This window comes from Dyadobacter sediminis (assembly GCF_005860765.1).
In the GTDB taxonomy this organism is placed as follows: Bacteria; Bacteroidota; Bacteroidia; order Cytophagales; family Spirosomataceae; genus Dyadobacter; species Dyadobacter sediminis.
Window position 1 is genome coordinate 611,868 of sequence record NZ_VCEI01000021.1, and the last position, 18,487, is coordinate 630,354.

The 18,487-nt window shown below is 44.6% G+C and carries 14 protein-coding genes; 2 read left to right on the top strand and 12 right to left on the bottom strand.

Annotation, left to right across the window (positions count from 1 at the left end):
• Positions 1 to 123 precede the first annotated feature (123 nt).
• Positions 124 to 1,755 (bottom strand): chaperonin GroEL, encoded by a 1,632-nt coding sequence (gene groL / locus FEM55_RS09855; RefSeq protein WP_138281157.1) that lies wholly within the window; start codon positions 1,753 to 1,755, stop codon positions 124 to 126.
• 56 nt (positions 1,756 to 1,811) lie between these two features.
• Positions 1,812 to 2,108 (bottom strand): co-chaperone GroES, encoded by a 297-nt coding sequence (locus tag FEM55_RS09860; protein WP_031526862.1) that lies wholly within the window; start codon positions 2,106 to 2,108, stop codon positions 1,812 to 1,814.
• 228 nt (positions 2,109 to 2,336) lie between these two features.
• Between FEM55_RS09860 and FEM55_RS09865 the strand changes: the two genes are divergently transcribed.
• Entirely contained in the window at positions 2,337 to 3,044 is a 708-nt protein-coding gene (locus tag FEM55_RS09865; protein WP_138281158.1) for a hypothetical protein, read from the top strand.
• 142 nt (positions 3,045 to 3,186) lie between these two features.
• Here FEM55_RS09865 and secG read toward each other — a convergent pair whose 3' ends face one another.
• From secG to tamL, 6 genes are all read right to left on the bottom strand, one after another.
• Positions 3,187 to 3,567, bottom strand: coding sequence for a preprotein translocase subunit SecG (secG, locus tag FEM55_RS09870; protein ID WP_138281159.1), 381 nt, complete (start codon positions 3,565 to 3,567; stop codon positions 3,187 to 3,189).
• Positions 3,568 to 3,631: 64 nt separating this feature from the next.
• Positions 3,632 to 4,294, bottom strand: a complete 663-nt coding sequence (locus FEM55_RS09875) for a DUF8458 domain-containing protein (RefSeq protein WP_138281160.1) — start codon at positions 4,292 to 4,294, stop codon at positions 3,632 to 3,634.
• 59 nt (positions 4,295 to 4,353) lie between these two features.
• Positions 4,354 to 4,872 (bottom strand): LptE family protein, encoded by a 519-nt coding sequence (locus FEM55_RS09880; protein WP_138281161.1) that lies wholly within the window; start codon positions 4,870 to 4,872, stop codon positions 4,354 to 4,356.
• A 31-nt stretch (positions 4,873 to 4,903) separates the two neighbouring features.
• Entirely contained in the window at positions 4,904 to 6,199 is a 1,296-nt protein-coding gene (locus FEM55_RS09885) for a sigma-54 interaction domain-containing protein (protein WP_138281162.1), read from the bottom strand.
• A 75-nt stretch (positions 6,200 to 6,274) separates the two neighbouring features.
• Positions 6,275 to 7,765: a tRNA (N6-isopentenyl adenosine(37)-C2)-methylthiotransferase MiaB gene (miaB, locus tag FEM55_RS09890; protein WP_138281163.1), complete on the bottom strand. Its 1,491-nt coding sequence runs from the start codon at positions 7,763 to 7,765 to the stop codon at positions 6,275 to 6,277.
• Between the two features lie 145 nt (positions 7,766 to 7,910).
• Positions 7,911 to 10,391 (bottom strand): translocation and assembly module lipoprotein TamL, encoded by a 2,481-nt coding sequence (gene tamL / locus FEM55_RS09895; RefSeq protein WP_229209184.1) that lies wholly within the window; start codon positions 10,389 to 10,391, stop codon positions 7,911 to 7,913.
• Here tamL and FEM55_RS09900 point away from each other — a divergent pair.
• On the top strand, positions 10,382 to 11,146 hold the full coding sequence (locus FEM55_RS09900) for a TrmH family RNA methyltransferase (protein WP_138281164.1): 765 nt from the start codon (positions 10,382 to 10,384) through the stop codon (positions 11,144 to 11,146). The genes tamL and FEM55_RS09900 overlap by 10 nt on opposite strands.
• A gap of 7 nt (positions 11,147 to 11,153) precedes the next feature.
• Here FEM55_RS09900 and FEM55_RS09905 read toward each other — a convergent pair whose 3' ends face one another.
• The 4 genes from FEM55_RS09905 to FEM55_RS09920 form a co-directional block, all read right to left on the bottom strand.
• On the bottom strand, positions 11,154 to 11,942 hold the full coding sequence (locus tag FEM55_RS09905) for a queuosine precursor transporter (protein ID WP_138281165.1): 789 nt from the start codon (positions 11,940 to 11,942) through the stop codon (positions 11,154 to 11,156).
• A gap of 51 nt (positions 11,943 to 11,993) precedes the next feature.
• The gene (locus FEM55_RS09910; protein ID WP_138281166.1) at positions 11,994 to 13,238 is read right to left on the bottom strand and encodes a pyridoxal phosphate-dependent aminotransferase; all 1,245 of its coding nucleotides are present in this window, start codon (positions 13,236 to 13,238) and stop codon (positions 11,994 to 11,996) included.
• Positions 13,239 to 13,376: 138 nt separating this feature from the next.
• The gene (locus FEM55_RS09915) at positions 13,377 to 14,846 is read right to left on the bottom strand and encodes a SusD/RagB family nutrient-binding outer membrane lipoprotein (protein ID WP_138281167.1); all 1,470 of its coding nucleotides are present in this window, start codon (positions 14,844 to 14,846) and stop codon (positions 13,377 to 13,379) included.
• Between the two features lie 8 nt (positions 14,847 to 14,854).
• Positions 14,855 to 18,100, bottom strand: a complete 3,246-nt coding sequence (locus FEM55_RS09920) for a SusC/RagA family TonB-linked outer membrane protein (protein WP_138281168.1) — start codon at positions 18,098 to 18,100, stop codon at positions 14,855 to 14,857.
• Positions 18,101 to 18,487 lie beyond the last annotated feature (387 nt).

Below are 18,487 nucleotides of genomic sequence, written 5' to 3' on the forward strand. Positions count from 1 at the left end.
AGCCGCCCGGATTTTCTGAGCGGCTATTTTTTTATAAAAACTGTTTGATATTCAGTATATAGTTCAAAAGCCGTCCGGAATTCCGGACGGCTTTTGAACTATATAAAGCGGAAAGAGGAATTATTACATCATTCCGCCCATTCCGCCGCCATGTCCATGGCCGGCAGGAGCTGCATTTTCTTCAGGCTCGTCAGCAATTACGCATTCTGTAGTTAACAGAAGACCTGCGATAGATGCTGCGTTTTCAAGTGCCAGACGGGAAACTTTCTTAGGGTCAATGATACCAGCTTCCAGAAGGTCTGTGTATACATTGTCTTTTGCGTTGTAACCGTAAGCACCAGTTCCTTCTTTTACTTTCTGAACAACCACGGATGGTTCCTGGCCAGAGTTGGAAACAATTGTTCTCAAAGGAGCTTCCAAAGCTACGCGGATGATATTGATACCCGTTGTTTCGTCTTCGTTGTTTCCGGTCAAGCCTTCAAGAGCGGAAGTTGCACGGATGTAAGCTACACCACCACCAGCTACGATACCTTCTTCAACAGCAGCGCGGGTTGCGTGCAATGCATCATCCACACGGTCTTTTTTCTCTTTCATTTCAACCTCCGTTGCTGCACCGATGTAAAGGATTGCAACACCGCCGGACAATTTGGCAAGACGTTCCTGAAGTTTCTCACGATCGTAGTCAGAAGTTGTATTTTCGATCTGTGATTTGATCTGGTTAACGCGGCCGGTGATTTCTTCAGGAGATCCGCTACCATTTACGATCGTAGTGTTATCCTTGTCGATAATCACTTTTTCAGCCGTTCCAAGGTATTCAAGCGTGGCATTTTCCAGTTTGTATCCTTGTTCTTCGCTGATTACGGTTCCGCCGGTTACTTTGGCGATATCTTCCAGCATGGCTTTACGACGATCACCGAAACCTGGCGCTTTAACAGCTGCCACTTTCAATGCACCACGGATTTTGTTCACTACCAATGTAGCAAGTGCTTCTCCGTCAACATCTTCTGCAAGAATAAGCAAAGGACGGCCAGTCTGAGCAACTGCTTCCAGTACAGGAAGAAGCTCTTTCATGGAAGAAACTTTCTTTTCAGAGATCAGGATGTACGGACGTTCCAGTTCCGCTTCCATTTTCTCTGTATTGGTAACAAAGTACGGAGAAAGGTATCCGCGGTCAAACTGCATACCTTCCACAGTTTTAACTTCTGTTTCGGTACCGCGTGCTTCTTCTACGGTGATTACGCCTTCTTTGCCTACTTTTTCCATTGCTTCTGCAATCATCTGGCCGATTTCCTCATCGTGGTTGGCCGAAATTGTTGCAACCTGTGCAATTTCTTTTGAAGTAGAGATATTTTTTTTCTGCGCTTCAAGATCTTTAACGATGATGTTAACCGCTTTGTCGATTCCGCGTTTCAGATCCATCGGGTTTGCACCGGCTGCTACGTTTTTAACACCGATCGAATAGATAGCCTGAGCAAGAACGGTTGCCGTTGTAGTACCGTCACCAGCTGAATCAGCCGTTTTGGAAGCTACTTCTTTAACCAGCTGAGCACCCATATTTTCGATAGGATCTTTCAGTTCGATTTCTTTTGCTACGGTAACACCGTCTTTTGTAATGCTCGGAGAACCGAATTTCTTATCGATTACCACGTTACGGCCACGAGGTCCCAATGTAACCTTAACGGCGTCAGCCAATGTATCCACACCGCGTTTTACCTTGTCGCGTGCTTCGGTATCAAAAAATATTTTCTTAGACATAACAATTAATGATTTGAATTAACTTTAAGAGAAACTATGAATTAGGATCAGACAGATTAGCCGATTATTGCATAAATGTCCGACTCACGCATGATCAGGATATCTTTTCCTTCGTATGCTAATTCAGTACCTGAATATTTACCGTACAAAACGGTATCACCTACTTTTACTGTAAGCGGCTCATCTTTTTTACCGGGACCAACGGCTACCACGGTTCCACGCTGAGGCTTTTCCTTTGCAGTATCAGGGATAATGATACCAAATGCTGTTTTTTCTTCGGCTGGGGCTGGTTCTACAAGAACACGATCAGCCAGAGGTTGTACGTTCACTTGTATTTCTGCTAAAGTTGACATAAATATTAAACGTTTGTTTTTTGATTGTCAGTAATTGATTTGACTGATTAGAGCTAAGCACAATCTATGCCAGCAGGTTCTTTCTGACATTTTTTCCGGCAAGTGTGACAAATTTGTATCTAAACCTGCCGTTATATAATTATAAAAGCTTTTTCATGGCAGTTAAGCAAATCATTGTTTCCGTTTTTGAAAATGCTTAAATTATACCGGCATCAAACCTGAATTCTTATGACACACCTGCAGAAAAACTGGTTAACCGAAGGAACTTTTGATTTTGAGTACAAGAAATATACCTTGCTTGCTTACCTGCAGCATATTGATAATCAGTTTAAAATGAACCGGCTGCATCCGCACTTGCCGGATCTGGAACTACACCGGAATGCATGCCTGGCCATTCGAAGCAATAAAAGCCGGATCAGAACGTCGTTTCCCAAAAACCTGACAGGGATTAATCCCAGGACCTGGACGCTGGAATATGAAGAGCTGCATCAGGATGATCCGTATCTGGAAGAGTTGAATTATATTCTGGATTTTTCCATTCCCCGCCTGACCAGATCGCTTGAATCCGGAACCGAGCGGTTTAGTGAAGTCAGAGAAAATGTCCGGATTTCGCCGGTCGGAATCGTGCCTTTACGACTGGAAGAAGGTTACCTGCTGTTTCTGCATACTTTTCAACCGATGGTCAGCGTGTTTGCGTATCAGCTTGCGCTGTACAATGAAATGAAAGAAAGGTATCTCAAAACTACTTTTCTGGAAACGGTGCGTGTTGGCATTGGGAATTCGGTATCGCAGATCAAAGTGGATCTTACCAGAAAAAACAGATCGCTTCCGAATCCTGCCACTTATATTGTGGAATCAAAGTACGACTATCCTTTGCATGAAGCGTTGCTGCCGGTTGCCAAAAAACTGGTACTGAAAGAAATGAATATCGCCTGAAAGTATTTTTCGAATTATTTTATACTAAAAAAGCGTCTGCAATTTATTGCAGACGCTTTTTTAGTATAAAATACGTTTAAACCAGGCTTGGAGCCAATCGCTAAAAGCCATCGGCTAACAGATGCTTAAATGCTTTCAATATCTATTTCGTACTGTCAGCAGGAGCTGCTGCAGGTGCAGCCGGTGTAGTTGCTGCGCCGCCGGGAGCAGGAGCCGGTGCAATATTTCCACCCGGAATAACGGTGTTTTGGGCTTTTTCTACATTAACGCTGTTAATGCCGCCAGCTTGATTGCCTCCGCCCACAATGACATAAGACGCAAGTGAAATGAAGATAACAGCACCTGCCAGTCCCCACGTGATTTGTTCCAGCAAATCGGTGGTTTTCTTTACACCAAACATCTGTGTAGTTCCTGCGCCGCTAAATTCGCTTGAAAGTCCTCCGCCTTTTGAATTTTGGACCAGCACCACCAGAATCAACAATACTGCGACAATCGCAACCAGAATAATCAAACCCAAATACATGCCTTAGAATAATATAGAATGAATGAATGTGAGAGTTAACGCGTTTTACAACCTTTAAATCTGGTTACTTTACATCCGAATAAAGCTCACTTAATTTTTTCGCAAAGTAATTGCTTTTTTCCGGTTTTTTCAAGATCAATTTTTGATAGAGATCAATTGCTTTCTCAATTTTGCCCTGACGCAGCAGAATTTTCGCAAAAGCTTCGGTTTCAATGCTTCCCGAACCTGATTCCGCCACTCTTCCGCTTAGGTCGATGGATACCGCTTCCAGGTTATTTTCCTGACGAATGATCCTCGGGTTTTTCTTCATAAAACCCTCGATGATCTGCTGCTGCTTTTTCTGCTCTTCTGATTTTTGCTGCTGTACCGGAGCAATTTCCTCTATAACAAGCTCGGTAAGAACAACTTCATGGTTATGCTCGGCAAGCGGTTTTTCCAGCGCTTCAATGGCTTCTTCTATGTTCACCGTAGCGTCGTAACGCTCCGTATTGCTTTCAACCAGTTGCTGCAGGGCAATGCGGCTGAGTGCGTAAGCCGCAGCGCGCGGGCGTGTTTCTTCCAGTTTTTCAGTTCCTGCCAGGCTGGATGCCTTGGCCAGTAAAGAATAGGAAATCTGGCAATAGGGAAAAGCCTTGATCGTGGCTTCCAGTTGCGGAATAATGTCTGCATTGATTCCGTTTGGACGTTTTACCAATTGGCTGAATGCTTCTTTTTCAATAATGGCCATGATTTGCTTTTGTTATTTTACCGGAACCGGGGATTGAAATTAGGCAAAAATAAATTCTTCTACCAGTCCGCCGCCGATTTATTGAAGATCTGTTGTACCAAATTTTCCCGTATTGTAGGCAAAAGCCGCGCTTCGTTCTGGTTAAGCGTTTGATCCTGTGGAAAGTCCGCGTAATAAGTAAATGACTGGTCAAAATTCTTGGTTTCATCCTTTGCATTCGTAAAACGCACTTGTACGGTCACATTCAAACGGTTTAATCCGGCCTGATCGTTTGCCGTCGGCGCAGCGGCCAGTACGTCGTATCCGGTAATGGAACCTTCCAGAATGAGGTCTCCGCCACCGGGCTGACTGATCAGGCTTGTATTCCGCTGAAAATATTCTTTCAGTTCTTCGGTAAGCCGGAGCGGAAGATCGGCGGGGCCGCCGGCTGTTCCGGTTGTAAAATTAAGAACACTGAAAGTCTTGATGTCCGGCGACAAGCTTGTACCGGTAAAAGAGTACACGCCGCATCCTGAGATAAAAACGGTGCAATGCAGGAAAAAGAGTATAAGAACAAACTTTTTCGCGAATGTCGCCATGCTGTTTTTCAAATACCGGTCTGCTTTTAAATTATTCTTCAATGTCGTATTGCTTGATCTTTCTGTATAACGTTCTTTCCGATATGCCCAATGCACTGGCCGCATACTTTCGTTTATTGTTGTTTTTTCTCAGTGCCTTAATGATCATTTCCTTTTCCTTGTCTTCCAGAGAAAGCGACTCTTCTTCTGCCGTTACATGCACAACGTCTTCAATTTCACTTCTTTCGTCTGAATACCGGTCCAGATCCACCGTTCTGGAAATTGGCGGAGGAAGTAGGCGCGCAGGCTCGGTTGCGGGTGAAGTGACAGCCGGCTCAGCATTGGTGAGCGAGCTGAAAAGTTCCTGATGATCTTTCAGGATATCGCCTCCGTATTTTTCATTTTCCAACACGTTGCGAACCAGTTTTTTCAGTTCCGTCATATCCCTGCGCATGTCAAATAAAACCTTGTAAAGCAGTTCTCTTTCGGAAAAAGACTCGGCCGTATTTTCTCCCTGGCGCAACGTCACCAGTGCTTTTCTGCTGGAAGGCTGTACGGGATTCAGATAATTGTTCAGGGTGTCATGGCTGATCGGCAGATCTTTGTCTGTTTCAAGAATGGTGATCTGTTCGGCAATATTTTTTAACTGGCGGATGTTTCCCGGAAAAGCATACTGCATCAGCAGATCGCGTGCTTCCACGTCCAGTCTGACCGGCTTTGTACGGTATCTTTCGGAAAAATCATTGGTAAACTTCCTGAAAAGCAGCAAAATATCTTCGCCGCGGTCGCGCAGTGGCGGAACGTAGATGGGAACGGTATTGAGCCGGTAATAAAGATCTTCCCGGAATTTGCCGTTGTTTACGGCATCCAGCAAATTTACATTGGTCGCAGCCACTACGCGGACATTGGTTTTGAGCACTTTGGAAGATCCTACACGGATGTATTCGCCGTTTTCCAGAACGCGCAGCAGTCTTGCCTGCGTACCGATGGGCATTTCGCCGACTTCATCCAGAAAGATTGTTCCGCTGTTGGTGGTTTCAAAATAACCTTTCCTTGCGTCCAGCGCGCCGGTAAAAGAACCTTTTTCGTGCCCGAAAAGCTCTGAATCAATCGTTCCTTCCGGAATGGCACCGCAGTTGATGGCAATAAACGGTCCGTGTTTACGGGAACTGAGGCTGTGTATGATTTTGGAAAATGATTCTTTTCCGCTGCCGCTTTCACCGGTAATCAGAACGGTAAGATCGGTTGCTGCCACTTGTACAGCTACATTGATCGCATGGTTCAACCCGGGTGAATTGCCGATAATGCCAAAACGGTTCTTTATTGCTTGTATTTCCGCTGAATTCATGAAAATGGCTGTTGGCCTTGCTGTAAGCCTTTAAAACATTTTTAAAATTATACTGTCTGATCTGTTCATTCCAGATTATTGCAAAACTTCCATGGCGACAACAGCATGGCCGCGGAGCGTTGCAGCAGTACAATCCGTGATCATGACATTTACATAATCCCCGACTTTGAAATGCGCTCTTGGGAAAACCACTCTTTTGTTCTGATCATTTCTGCCGGTAAAATCTTCTTCCGATCGTTTGGAAGTGCCTTCAACCAAGACTTTCTGAATTTTTCCGACAAGCCTTTGATTACGTTCCAGCGAAATACGCTGCTGTAAATCAATAATTTCTGCGAGTCTTCTTTGCTTTACATCCGCCGGAATGTCATCTGCAAATTTTTTGGCAGCCAGCGTTCCGGGACGTTCGGAATAGGCAAACATGAAACCAAAATCAAATTTTACATATTCCAGCAATGAAAGGGAATCCTGATGTTCCGCTTCGGTTTCTGTACAGAACCCGGCGATCATATCCTGAGAAATGCCACATTCGTCGCCAAGTATGCGGCGTATGCTGTCGATTCTTTCCAGGTACCATTCGCGGTTGTAAGTCCGGTTCATAATTTCCAGAACCCGGCTGTTGCCGCTTTGTGCAGGTAAATGAATGTACTTACAGATGTTATCGTGTTTTTTCATCGTATGAAGCACTTCATCCGTAATGTCTTTCGGATGGGAAGTACTGAATCGTACACGAAGTTCAGGACTGACAAGCGCAACCATTTCCAGAAGCTGAGCAAAATTGACCTGAACCTGTGAGGACACAGTTTCAGTATGTTCTTCAGTTACAGCAGAAATCCCGGGTTGTCCAAGCCACTTATAGCTGTCAACATTCTGTCCGAGCAGCGTAACTTCTTTATAGCCGTCGTTAAACAGCGCCTGTGCTTCTTTTACAATGGAGTAGGGGTCCCGGCTGCGTTCGCGGCCGCGTGTAAACGGGACTACGCAGAAGCTGCACATGTTGTCACAGCCGCGCATGATGGAGATAAATGCAGTTACGCCATTGGAGTTCAGGCGTATCGGTGAAATATCGGCATAGGTTTCTTCACGGGACAAAAACACATTGACCCCTTTCTGCCCGGTTTCGGCTTCTTCAACAAGCCGCGGAAGATCGCGGTAAGCGTCCGGCCCGGTTACGATATCAACCATTTTTTCTTCTTCCAGCAACTTGGCTTTCAGACGCTCGGCCATGCAGCCCAGTACGCCGATGAGTGTGCCCGGACGTTTTTTCTTAAGAACGTTCAGCTGCCGCAGACGGGTTCTTACGCGCTGTTCGGCATTGTCGCGTATGGCGCAGGTGTTCAGAAAAATCAAATCAGCATTTTCTGCTTCCGACGTTGTGGCAAATCCAGCTTCACGCATGACAGACGCCACAATTTCGCTGTCCGCAAAATTCATCTGGCAGCCATAGCTTTCAATAAAGAGCCTTTTCTTTTGCGAAACAGGTTCGTTTTCAGTTATATGGACCGTTTCACAGGCTTCCTTGTCTGCGTCGGTCAGTATTTTTAAAGTCTCGGTAATTCTGTTTTCCATCTTGAAGGGAAAGTCTTAAACCCGTATTATAAATGACAAAGCCAAGGGAAAATAGATGGATCCGGCTTGTGCAATGAATTACAAATATAAAAAGAATTCGGTGAAAACTGACAAACTGTCATAGCCTGCTTGCCTAATGCAATGGTTAGAACGGGTATCCTACGCCCAGATTGATATTCAGGAAATTGGATTGCGTTCGTTTGAAAAGTTTGTTGAGTTCCAGTTCATTCAGTACAAACCGCTGTAAAGAAGGATCGTAAACTTTTATTCCGAAGTCAAACCTCAAAATGAAGAAAGAAAGGTCATAACGTATCCCGAAGCCGGTCCCGATGGCGATTTCCTTTAAAAACTGATCCGCTTTCAGTTTTTGTTCTACGGGTGCATTGCTGTTGAGGTTCCAGACATTCCCCGCATCTATAAAAAGGGCATAATTGATATCCCCGAAGAATTTGGCTAGAAATCCCCGCCATTCCAGATTTCCTTCCATTAAAAATTCACCCGGTGATTCGAACGACAGATTGTTGGAAGTCCGTCTGGGCTCTGAGCGGCCCGGCCCGAGCCTGCGCGGAAGCCATGCACGCAAGCTGTTTGAGCCTCCGGCGAAAAAGTACTTTTCATACGGCGGAACCTTGTTGCTGCCATAACTGTAAATAGCCCCCGAATTTATTCTCGCAACAAACGCTGACCGCCTGCCAACCGGCCAGTAACGGCGGTAATCGGCATTCATGCGGAAATATTTGTAAAACTGCAGGTCTTTATCATTGAAAACATCTTTGATGACCCGTTCCTGATTCGGCAGAATATTCAGGGAAGTTCCGCCGGATTCCAGTGCAATGCGCAGGTAACGGGCATTTTTCGGCGGACCAATGAGCGAATTGGTATTGTAAACGAAATTGAAATTAATATCCGATACAAAGGATTTGTTGAAACTGTTGATCAGGTTATTTCCCTGATCTCGCAATGTATCCAGCAAACTTGCAAAATCGGCCCGGATATTCTGCGTATTCAAAACGTTAAGATCAATTAACGAAAGATTAAACAGGGTTGTGTTGCTTGGCTGCCAGGAGTATGTCATGGCAGCTTTAAGGTTTGTACGCGTGTATTCGGGTCTGTTTACATAGTTGTAGCCAAGCCCGAGCTGTGTCCTCGGGTTGTATGCCGCCGTTTGCTTTTGCAACAGGCTGCCCGGCGTCAGCAATCTTGGAAAAATGAGCGAAGTATTCAGTCCGATTTCCTCGCTCCGGTATATGGAATTGTTCCCGCCCAGAAAACCCGGAACCAGTTCAATGCCGCCGCGCAGGTTGGCTTCAAAATTTTCAAGTCCGTTGAAAACATTTCTGATTTTATACGAAAGATTGGCAAATGGCCCCGGCGCGCCCTGAAGCTGGATAACATTCAGACCCAGATCGGTTGAAATCTGATATTTTTCCAGTGGAATAACCTTGAAATAACTGTTGATTCCTTTTCCGGTAGAATCAAGCGTGTAACTGTAATTGACAAAACGGAACTGATCCGTCAATGACAATTGCTGCTGCGTATCCCTTTCTTTTTTCTGGCTGTAAAAAGCACCCGGACGAACCTGAATTTTACTGTCAAGTATTTTTGTGGCAAATCTTTTATCCGAAAAAACATACTGAATGCCCTGATAACGGACCGTGTCTTTTCTAAAGAGCGAATCAGGCAATCCGGAAGGCGGCAAAACTTCAAAATGAACCGAATTGATCTTGTAGCGATCCGGCTTGCTGGCCGGGCCGGGCAGATCCACGCGGACCTGCACGTCAACAGACTTGAAAAAAGTGTCTGTAGCTGCGTTGGTGATCGTATCATTGATGAGGTAAGATACATTTTGTCTGGAAAAGCCGAAGTAACCTTCATTTCTGAGCAAGGTTTCCAGCCGGATTCTTTCTTCTTCAAAAGAATCTCCGTCATATCTTTTTTTGCTGACCAGCGCAGCGCCTTTTCCGTTTGCATGGATGATGCTGTCGACAAGGATATTTTTAATTTTGTACTGAATATCCTTGATCATCGTCGGCCGGTTTTCCGTTACCAGATAATTGACCCTCACCCTGTTAAAAGTCGTATCCGGCTTGAACGTGACAACGGATTCAAAAAAGCCGTTGTTGTAAAGGTATTTCTGCATCTTTTCTGCATTCTGCGAAACCTCGTTGATGTTGAAATAAACCGGTGCTTCACCCAGCACACGCATAAAAAAATTGCCCTGTTCCACTTTCACCTGCGCACGTTTTAGCTTTTTTGCATACTTACGCTGAATTTTGTCCAGCTTTCGGGGTGAATTTTCTTTATTAAGGCTTTCTTTCTGATAATTTTGCGTGATTTCAATTACATTCCGCTGTTTTTCTTCCTTGTTGTAAAACAGTTCACCGAATCGGTACAATCCGACATACGGGAAAAACGGCAGGCCAAGAAGCCGCCGGTTCGGTTTTTGAGGAATCAATGCATCCAGTTCGGAGTCATTGATGATGTGATTTCCTTTAATGGAGGAATTTCCTAAGTAATAGCTTCTGGAATTGGAAGGGTTTTTGGGTGCACAGGAAAATGTTCCCGACAAAATCAGGAAGATAAACCAGCTATATATAATCCTGTAATTACTGTTCAATGCTGTCAAAAAATCGTATTAAATATATTAACGCTCTCAAAATCAAAAAGTACCGGCAAATGCACGAGGCATTTATTGTGGAAGGTGCCAAAAGTGTGCTGGAACTGCTTGATTCGGATTTTAAGATAGAGTTTGTTTTATCAACATCAGAGTTCCGGCAAAAATACTCAAGTAATTTATCCCGGCATAATGCTGTAACAGAAACCGTGACTTTACAGGAACTTCAGGGCCTGGGTTCATTTCAGACCAACGATTCGTGCCTGGCCGTTGCTAAAACGAAGGATAATGCTTTTTTGTCTCCCGATATGGCCGAATATGCGCTTATTCTGGACGATGTGCGTGATCCGGGAAATCTCGGAACGATTATACGTGTTGCCGACTGGTACGGAATCACCAAAATAATCTGTTCCGAAGATACGACGGACATGTACAATCCGAAGGTCATTTCAGCCAGCAAAGGATCTTTTACAAGGGTAACTGTTTTTTATACCGATCTGGGTTCGTACTTGTCGGCCAATGCCGCGGAAAAGAAAGTTGCCGGCGCTTTTCTGGGCGGTAAATCCATTTACGATTATAATTTTTCAAATTCCGGCGGGTTTATTGTCATGGGCAACGAGTCCAACGGGATCAGCAAGGAAATCGAAGCTTTTGTAACGGACAAAGTTACGATCCCAAGGATCGGAGAAGCCGAATCGCTGAATGTCGGAATTGCAACGGCTATTATGCTGGACAATATGCGTCGCCAGAATGCAGTCAAGCGGTAGCTTTTAATTACTCGTGCGCCGCTTTGTGCGACAGTTCTTCTGCATATTCTTTTCCAAGATAATTATCTATAAAATAATGCGCTACGTACAAAAGTGGTGTAAGTAAAATGGCAACGATGCCTTTGTAAACGTAATTAATGCTGCCAACGGAAAAAACCTGATTCAGACTCCAGTTCCCGAAAACGTAGAACGCAATGGTGATTACGACAAAGCTGTCGACAAGTTGTGAAAACATCGTGGAGCCCGTTGCCCTGAGCCAGATAAAACGGCTTCCGGTTCTTCTGCGCAGCCATGAAAAAACAAACACATCCAGCAGCTGCCCGAGCAAAAATGCTACAATGGAGCCGATCATGATGCCAAGCCCCTGATTGAAAATTTTGGTAAATGCGTCATTGATGTTAAACACATTTCCGTGACTGTCCGTATTGTTGATGTCCAGCCAGAATTTGGCGGGAGGCAGCTTTGTGGCAGCCAGAATCGTAATGAACGTGTAGGCTATGAAGCAGGCTGTCAGAAATGAAATGCGCTTCACACCTTTCCGCCCGAAATATTCATTAATGATATCCGACGTAATGAACACGACCGGCCAGTTGATGACGCCGGCAGTCATGTTGAAATCAAGTTTCTGTCCGGCAATCGGCAATTGTGCCGGCGAAAGCCCGAGCAGCGTTTCAACAGAAAATATCTTTCCGCCGATTATTTCGGCAATGAGCGCATTGGTCAGGAAGATACCGCATAGCAAAAGAAAAAGACGCTGTCTTTTAGCTTCCTGAACTGAATGGTCCGGTATAGTCATTGAACGGATTTAATAATATACTGACAAAGGAGGTAATGACAAAGATCCGTTTCAGGCAATTACATTCTCAATGGTTTTGGCAGATAATACCCGGTGGTTTTCAAGAAAGAATTCCAGTTTGTCCATCGCCTGGTTCAGTTCATCAAGAGTAGGCAGAAACACAATCCTGAAATGATCATCGCTGATGTAATTGAAACCGGTTCCGGCCACAACCAGTACTTTCTGGTCACTCAGAAGATCGTAAACAAACTGCTCGTCGGTTTTCAGTCCGAATTTTTTCAGGTCAATTTTCGGGAATACATATAAAGAACCTTTTGGCCGTACGCATGTAATACCGGGGATGGAAGTCAGTCGGTCATAAACGAGGTTCATCTGCTTGTGCAGCCGACCCGTAGGAACCACCAGTTCCTTAATGCTCTGGTAACCGCCGAGCGCCGTCTGAATGGCATATTGCGTCGGGACATTGGCACAAAGGCGCATGCTGGCCAGCAGCAGCAAACCTTCCATGTAGGATTTTGCTTTTTGTTTTGCCCCGCTGAGGATCATCCAGCCGCCGCGGAAACCTGCTGAGCGGTAATTTTTGGAAAGTCCGCCATAAGTAACGCACAAGGTATCCGTTACAAAAGAGCCCATCGGATAATGTACCGCTCCGTTGTAAAGGATCTTGTCATATATTTCATCCGAAAAAAGGATCAGGCCGTGTTCTTCGGCAATTTTTGCCATGCGAGCCAAAATGTCCTTTTCATAAACGGCACCGGTGGGATTGTTCGGATTGATCAAAACAATTCCTTTGGTACGCGGCGTTATTTTCTTTTCAAGGTCATCCAGATCAGGATTCCAGTCGGAAGCTTCATCACAAACATAATGCACGGGGGTTCCGCCGCTGAGCGCGATGGCTGCTGTCCAGAGTGGATAATCCGGAGAAGGAACCAGGATTTCATCGCCGGGATTCAGCAAAGCCTGCATGGAAAGCAGGATCAGTTCACTGACACCATTTCCGATAAAAATATCGTTGATTTCCACATCCTGTATCCCGATTGTCTGTGTATAATGCATGACAGCCTTGCGTGCCGCGAACAAACCTCTTGAATCCGAATATCCCTGGGCATTGCGGATGTTCATGATGATATCATGGACAATTTCATCCGGAGAATCGAAGCCGAAAGGAGCGGGGTTTCCGATATTCAGGTTATGAATTTTATAACCCTGGCTTTCAAGTTCAAGCGCTTTGTGATACGTAGCACCACGAATTTCATATTTGAGATTGTTGAGGCGCTGGCTTTTTAGAATTTCCATTGTGTAAGATCAGGATAACTTTTCAAAGTTAAATAAAAACGTTTGTAAAGCGAATCAAATTGACATTGCAGTTATTACAGCATAAAAAAAGGCGGACATAAATGAATATGCCCGCCTTTTTTGACTTTAAACTATGGATCAGAATTTATCCCACCATAATTTGGTAGTTGTCAAATCTCCACCGATGGCAGCCGCAGCAGCTTCACGGTTCGCTCCGTTCAAAGTTTGCTCATTGATCGGGTAAATCATACGAACCGGAATAAACAATGGAGTTGCAGGATTGATGTTACCGCCGGAAGGAGGCAATAATTTAGGGTAATCCAGTCTTCTCCATTCCACCCATGCTTCCCAACCTCTGTTGTACAGAGCAAGCCACTTCTGAAAACCGATTTTTTCTTTCCAGTTGGTCGCAGCAGTAGCGTATGCAACTTTTGGCTGAGCAAGGTATGCAGCAGCGGCGGCGGCAGTCGAAGCAGCAGTAGCACCTTCCAGCTTTGAAGTCCAGTAAATTACAGACGAGGTAACAGCTTTGTTATAGTGTTCAGCAGCTGATCCGGCAATAAAACCTCTTTCAACAGCTTCTGCCAGCAAGAACTCAACTTCCGGATAATCTAATACTATGCCTTCAAGATCCGGTGAGATAATTAAATCACTTGGATGTGAAAATGCAGAATAAGTATTCAAAAATCCATACTGGCCACCTACAAACTTTTTGTCAACTTCTGTAAAGTATGCAGGTCTTCTCGGATCGTTCAGCTCATTCATCGGATTAATGATTGTTGAAGCAGCTACGTAATCCTGACGGCTTGTATACAAGGGATTCAGGTTTTGTGCAATCGGGTTGTAGTTCGGAGGCGTATTGATATATGGGAAAGCAGCGTTGTCCGCATTGGAAGTAAATACATTTGCAGCAGCTTCTGCCACCAGTGTTTTTGCTTTTGCCGGATCGCTGTCCGCAATAATCATGGCCAGTTTCAATTTAAGCGAATTTCCGAACTTGAACCATTTGTTTACATCACCTTCATAAAGCAGATCACCATTTGAAAACGGCGTTCCACCGCTTTTCAAGTTTGGCACTGCAGCATTCAAACGATCCAGAAGTGAATAATACACCGTTTTTGCATCGTCATACTTTGGCAGCGGGTTTTCAGGATTCAATGCTTCGGTATAAGGAATATCGCCAAAAGTGTTGACGAGAACAGACCATGCAAGTACTTCCACAACTTCAATCTGAGCCAACTGTACTTGCTTGCTGGGAGCTGCAAGCAGTTGATCTTCATTTATAATGCGGCGGGATTCATTCAAGTCTGAAATCACACCTTTGTATATTCCTCGCCAGAAAGTTTCAGGAATATTACGCGCTGTTACATTGTATCTCGGCTCATCCAGGTATGTAGTGGTTGCCCATTGCTGAGTATACAAACGATAGTTATTAACGTTAACGTTCGGAATTGTAAGCGTATCTGCAAGGCCTTTCAGGGCATTGGAGAAAAGTGTAACCGCCGGCACCACGGAAGGGCGCTTTTGATCCACATTGTAATCATCCAGACTGTCAACACAGGATGCCAGCAGCAGAATGGGTAAAAAGAAAACGATTATTTTTTTCATAATGATTTTTAGAAACGGAATTTAACATTGAAACCATAGCTTCTTACTGCCGGATATGCACCGCTTTGGTATCCACCCGCACCGCTGGAAACACCTGAGCTCAAACCTTCTTCTGGATCCGAGTATTCCATATTTTTGTGAATGATCCAAAGGTTACGGCCAATTACTGAAAGGTCGATTGCTTTGAATGCACGCAATTTGGAAACTACATTCTGAGGCAGGCTGTAAGTCAAGGCTACTTCTCTCAACTTAATGTAGCTTCCATCATAAATGTACATGGCTCTTGGCGGGTTGGCAGGGTATCCGTAAGCAGTTGCTCCGTTACCGTCCAGGTTTTCAGCTCTTACTGTATTTGGAGATCCGTCAGCCTGTACACCTGGATACAAAACACCGCCGCCTTGTGCAACCGGGCTTCTTTTTGGATTTCCAAGTTCGTTCAGGCCTGCTGTGATCGGATACATACCCGTTCCTTCTCCATACCATTGATCCAGTGACCAGATATCTCCACCATGGCGAATATCAAGCAGGAAGTTCAAAGAAACGTTTTTGTATTTAAGATTATTGCTGATCCCGCCGATCCAGTCCGGGTTCGGATTGCCGATGATTTCGGCAGAACTTGCAGAAGCTTCATACATACCGTTTGGTCTCACTACTTTCTGGCCATCCTTGTACACAAAGTTGGTTCCTCTGATTACTCCGAAAGGCTGTCCTTCTGCTGCATTCAGGGAAACGCCTCCTTGCGGAGCAGAGATCTGTACGTTTTTAACTCTGTTTTCTCCTTCGCCGTACAAGCTGATTACTTTGTTCCTGTTGCGTGCAAAGTTTACATTCACTGTCCAGGAGAAATTGCCTGTTCTTACCGGCGTAACGTATGCTGAAACTTCAACCCCTTTATTCTGTACTTCTCCTGAATTTACGTATCTGAAAGCATAACCCGTTGCAGCAGTAATGGTTACCGGCAGAATCTGGTCAAGCGTGCTTGAACGGTAGTACGTCACATTCAGTCCCAGACGGTCGTCAAGAAATGCTGTTTCCAGACCAAATTCGTAGTTTTTCGTACGTTCCGGTTTCAGGTTTGCATTGTTTTTGGTATTACGCAATGTAAAGTAAGGAACCGAGCCGATACCTGTCGGTTTGTCATAAACATCATAGATACTTCCCCATGGCGCATCATTACCTACCTCAGCGTAGTTGGCACTCAGTTTACCCATTGTTAACCAGTTGACTTTAAACAACTCCAGATTGGAGAAGTTAAAGTTTGCACCGATTGCAGGGTAGAAATAAGTATTTGCACCCGTTGGAAGTGTAGTGGATTTGTCCTGTCTTGCAGTAAGGTCAAGGTTAACAAGTTCCTTGTAACCGAAAGAAGCCTGACCATAAAGACCATCCACACCAATGCGTCTGTACGTTTCAGACGGTGCTTCGATCGGGTTTACCGAGTTGGACAAAGAGTAAAGGTTCGGAACAACCATACCGCCGTTTGTCTTCGCTCTGATCGCATCTTCCATAGATCTGCGCATGCTACCTCCCAGCAAACCGGAGAAATGGATATCTTTTGTAATGCTCTTGCGGAAATTGAAAATTACGTCAAGGTTAGTCTCATTGAACGAACGGTTATAACGCATGTATTCTGCAGGGTCTGCACTTCCGAAAGCAATTCTTTCTTCCTGCATATCATTGGTGCCGTTGTAGGCAAACCGGCCTGTCAGATCAACCCATGAAGCAATTTTATAAACGGCCTGCGCATAACCGAAGAAGTTGTTGCGGCTGTCATTGGAATAGTTCTGGTAACGGGAGAAGTACGGGTTTTCAGAATAGATAGGCCCGTTGTTTTCCAGAGGAGCGGTTGGATTTCTCCAGTTCCATGTGATGTTCTGCTCGTTTCTGAAATATGCTTCTTTTTGCTCAAGCATGTCAACGTTGGTCTGGAACCATTGTCTGAACTGCTGGTTAGGGTTTTTACCATTATAACCCGTTCCGTATCTTCCCAGACCTTTAATGTTTGAAAAGTTGGCGTTTGCAGAAACAGTCAGTTTTTTGCTCAGGTCGTAAGAAGCAGAAAAGTTGAAAAGATTTTTTTCAAGCTTGCTGTTTGGCAAAACACCTTTATCGTCTGCTCTTGTAAAACCGATTTTGAAAGTGGAGTTGTCGCCACCGCCTGTAACGTTTACACTCTGGTTTGAGGTAACCGCAGTTTCATAGAATTTGTCCGGGCCGTTCTGAGCAGCAACCCAGGGCGTCATTTTGCCAAAATTAGGGCTGGCAGGATCAATCGCATCCCATTGATAAACCATACGGCTTGGGTCAAACTTGGCACCGAAAGAAGCATCCGCATCAAAGACTGTAATATCGCCTTCTCCCGATCCCAGATTTCCTCTGTAAAACTGGTCTTTTGCGCCATCTCCGCCATAACCTGCACCGTATTCTTTCTGGTATTTTACAAAGGTAGTTTTGTCAATTTTACCCCAGGTAACACCGCTGTTCACTGTAACGTCAAAGCTGTTCTTGCGGCCTTGCTTGGTCGTGATCAAAATTACACCGTTTGATGCGCGTGAACCGTAAAGCGCCGTTGCGGCAGCACCTTTCAGAACGTTTACAGAAGCAATGTTGTCCGGGTTGATATCCGAAGCAGCATTACCGTAATCCGTTCCCGGACGACCTGTCTGCTGATCCTGGGTATTGGTATTTGCATTGGAAACCGGCACACCGTCAATAACCCAGAGAGCCTGATTGTTTCCTGTTATGGATTTGTATCCGCGGATAATCACGTTTGTGGATCCGCCAAGGTTGTTGTTGGTTTTGATGTCAAGACCAGCGACTTTACCTGAAAGGGAATTCATAACGTTTGTACTGCGCGCCTGCGTAATCTGTTCGGCTGAAACCTGTTGTGCAGCATACACAAGTTCATTTCTCTTTCTCTCCTGTCCGAGTGCCGTTACAACAACTTCCTGCAGCTGGCCCACATCATTTTTAAGGGAAACATTGATTGTTGACTGGCTCCCTACATTTACTTCCTGCGTCTGAAAGCCGATGAAGCTGAATACAAGTGTCGTGCCCGTCTCAGCATTGATTGAGTAAGCGCCTTCACTGTCCGTAGTTGTACCCCGAGTAGTACCTTTCAAAGAAATGTTCACACCCGGCAGCACGGAGCCGTCTTCGGCACTGACTTTACCGGTCACTGCGCGATCCTGGGCATGTAATTGTGCACTCAACAGCAACAAGCATCCCAGTAAGGATAATAGAATCTTCCTCATACCTGATTTAAAAAGTTAGGTTGTTATGTTAACATAATATTGCAAAATTAATTATTAGTTTAACCATTACAACGTTTTAATTGCGAAATTCCAAAATTTACTTTGGTATCAGGGGTTATTTTAGCAAATATTATATATATACTAGATCATTTTTTGCCATTTTATTAATTGCTACAAAAAACCTGAAAATTTAGCAAGCGTTATATAATTGTTAACAGAATACCTGTTTTATTAACTTTTTTGTATTATTACGTTCTGCTGATTTTAAGATTGATAATGAAAAATGAACGGCACACCGGGTTCCGGCAAAAGTGTTATCAATAATTTTTCTAAATTGATTCAGTCGAATATTTTTGAAAATATCCGGCAAATTGGTGACTGCGGTTT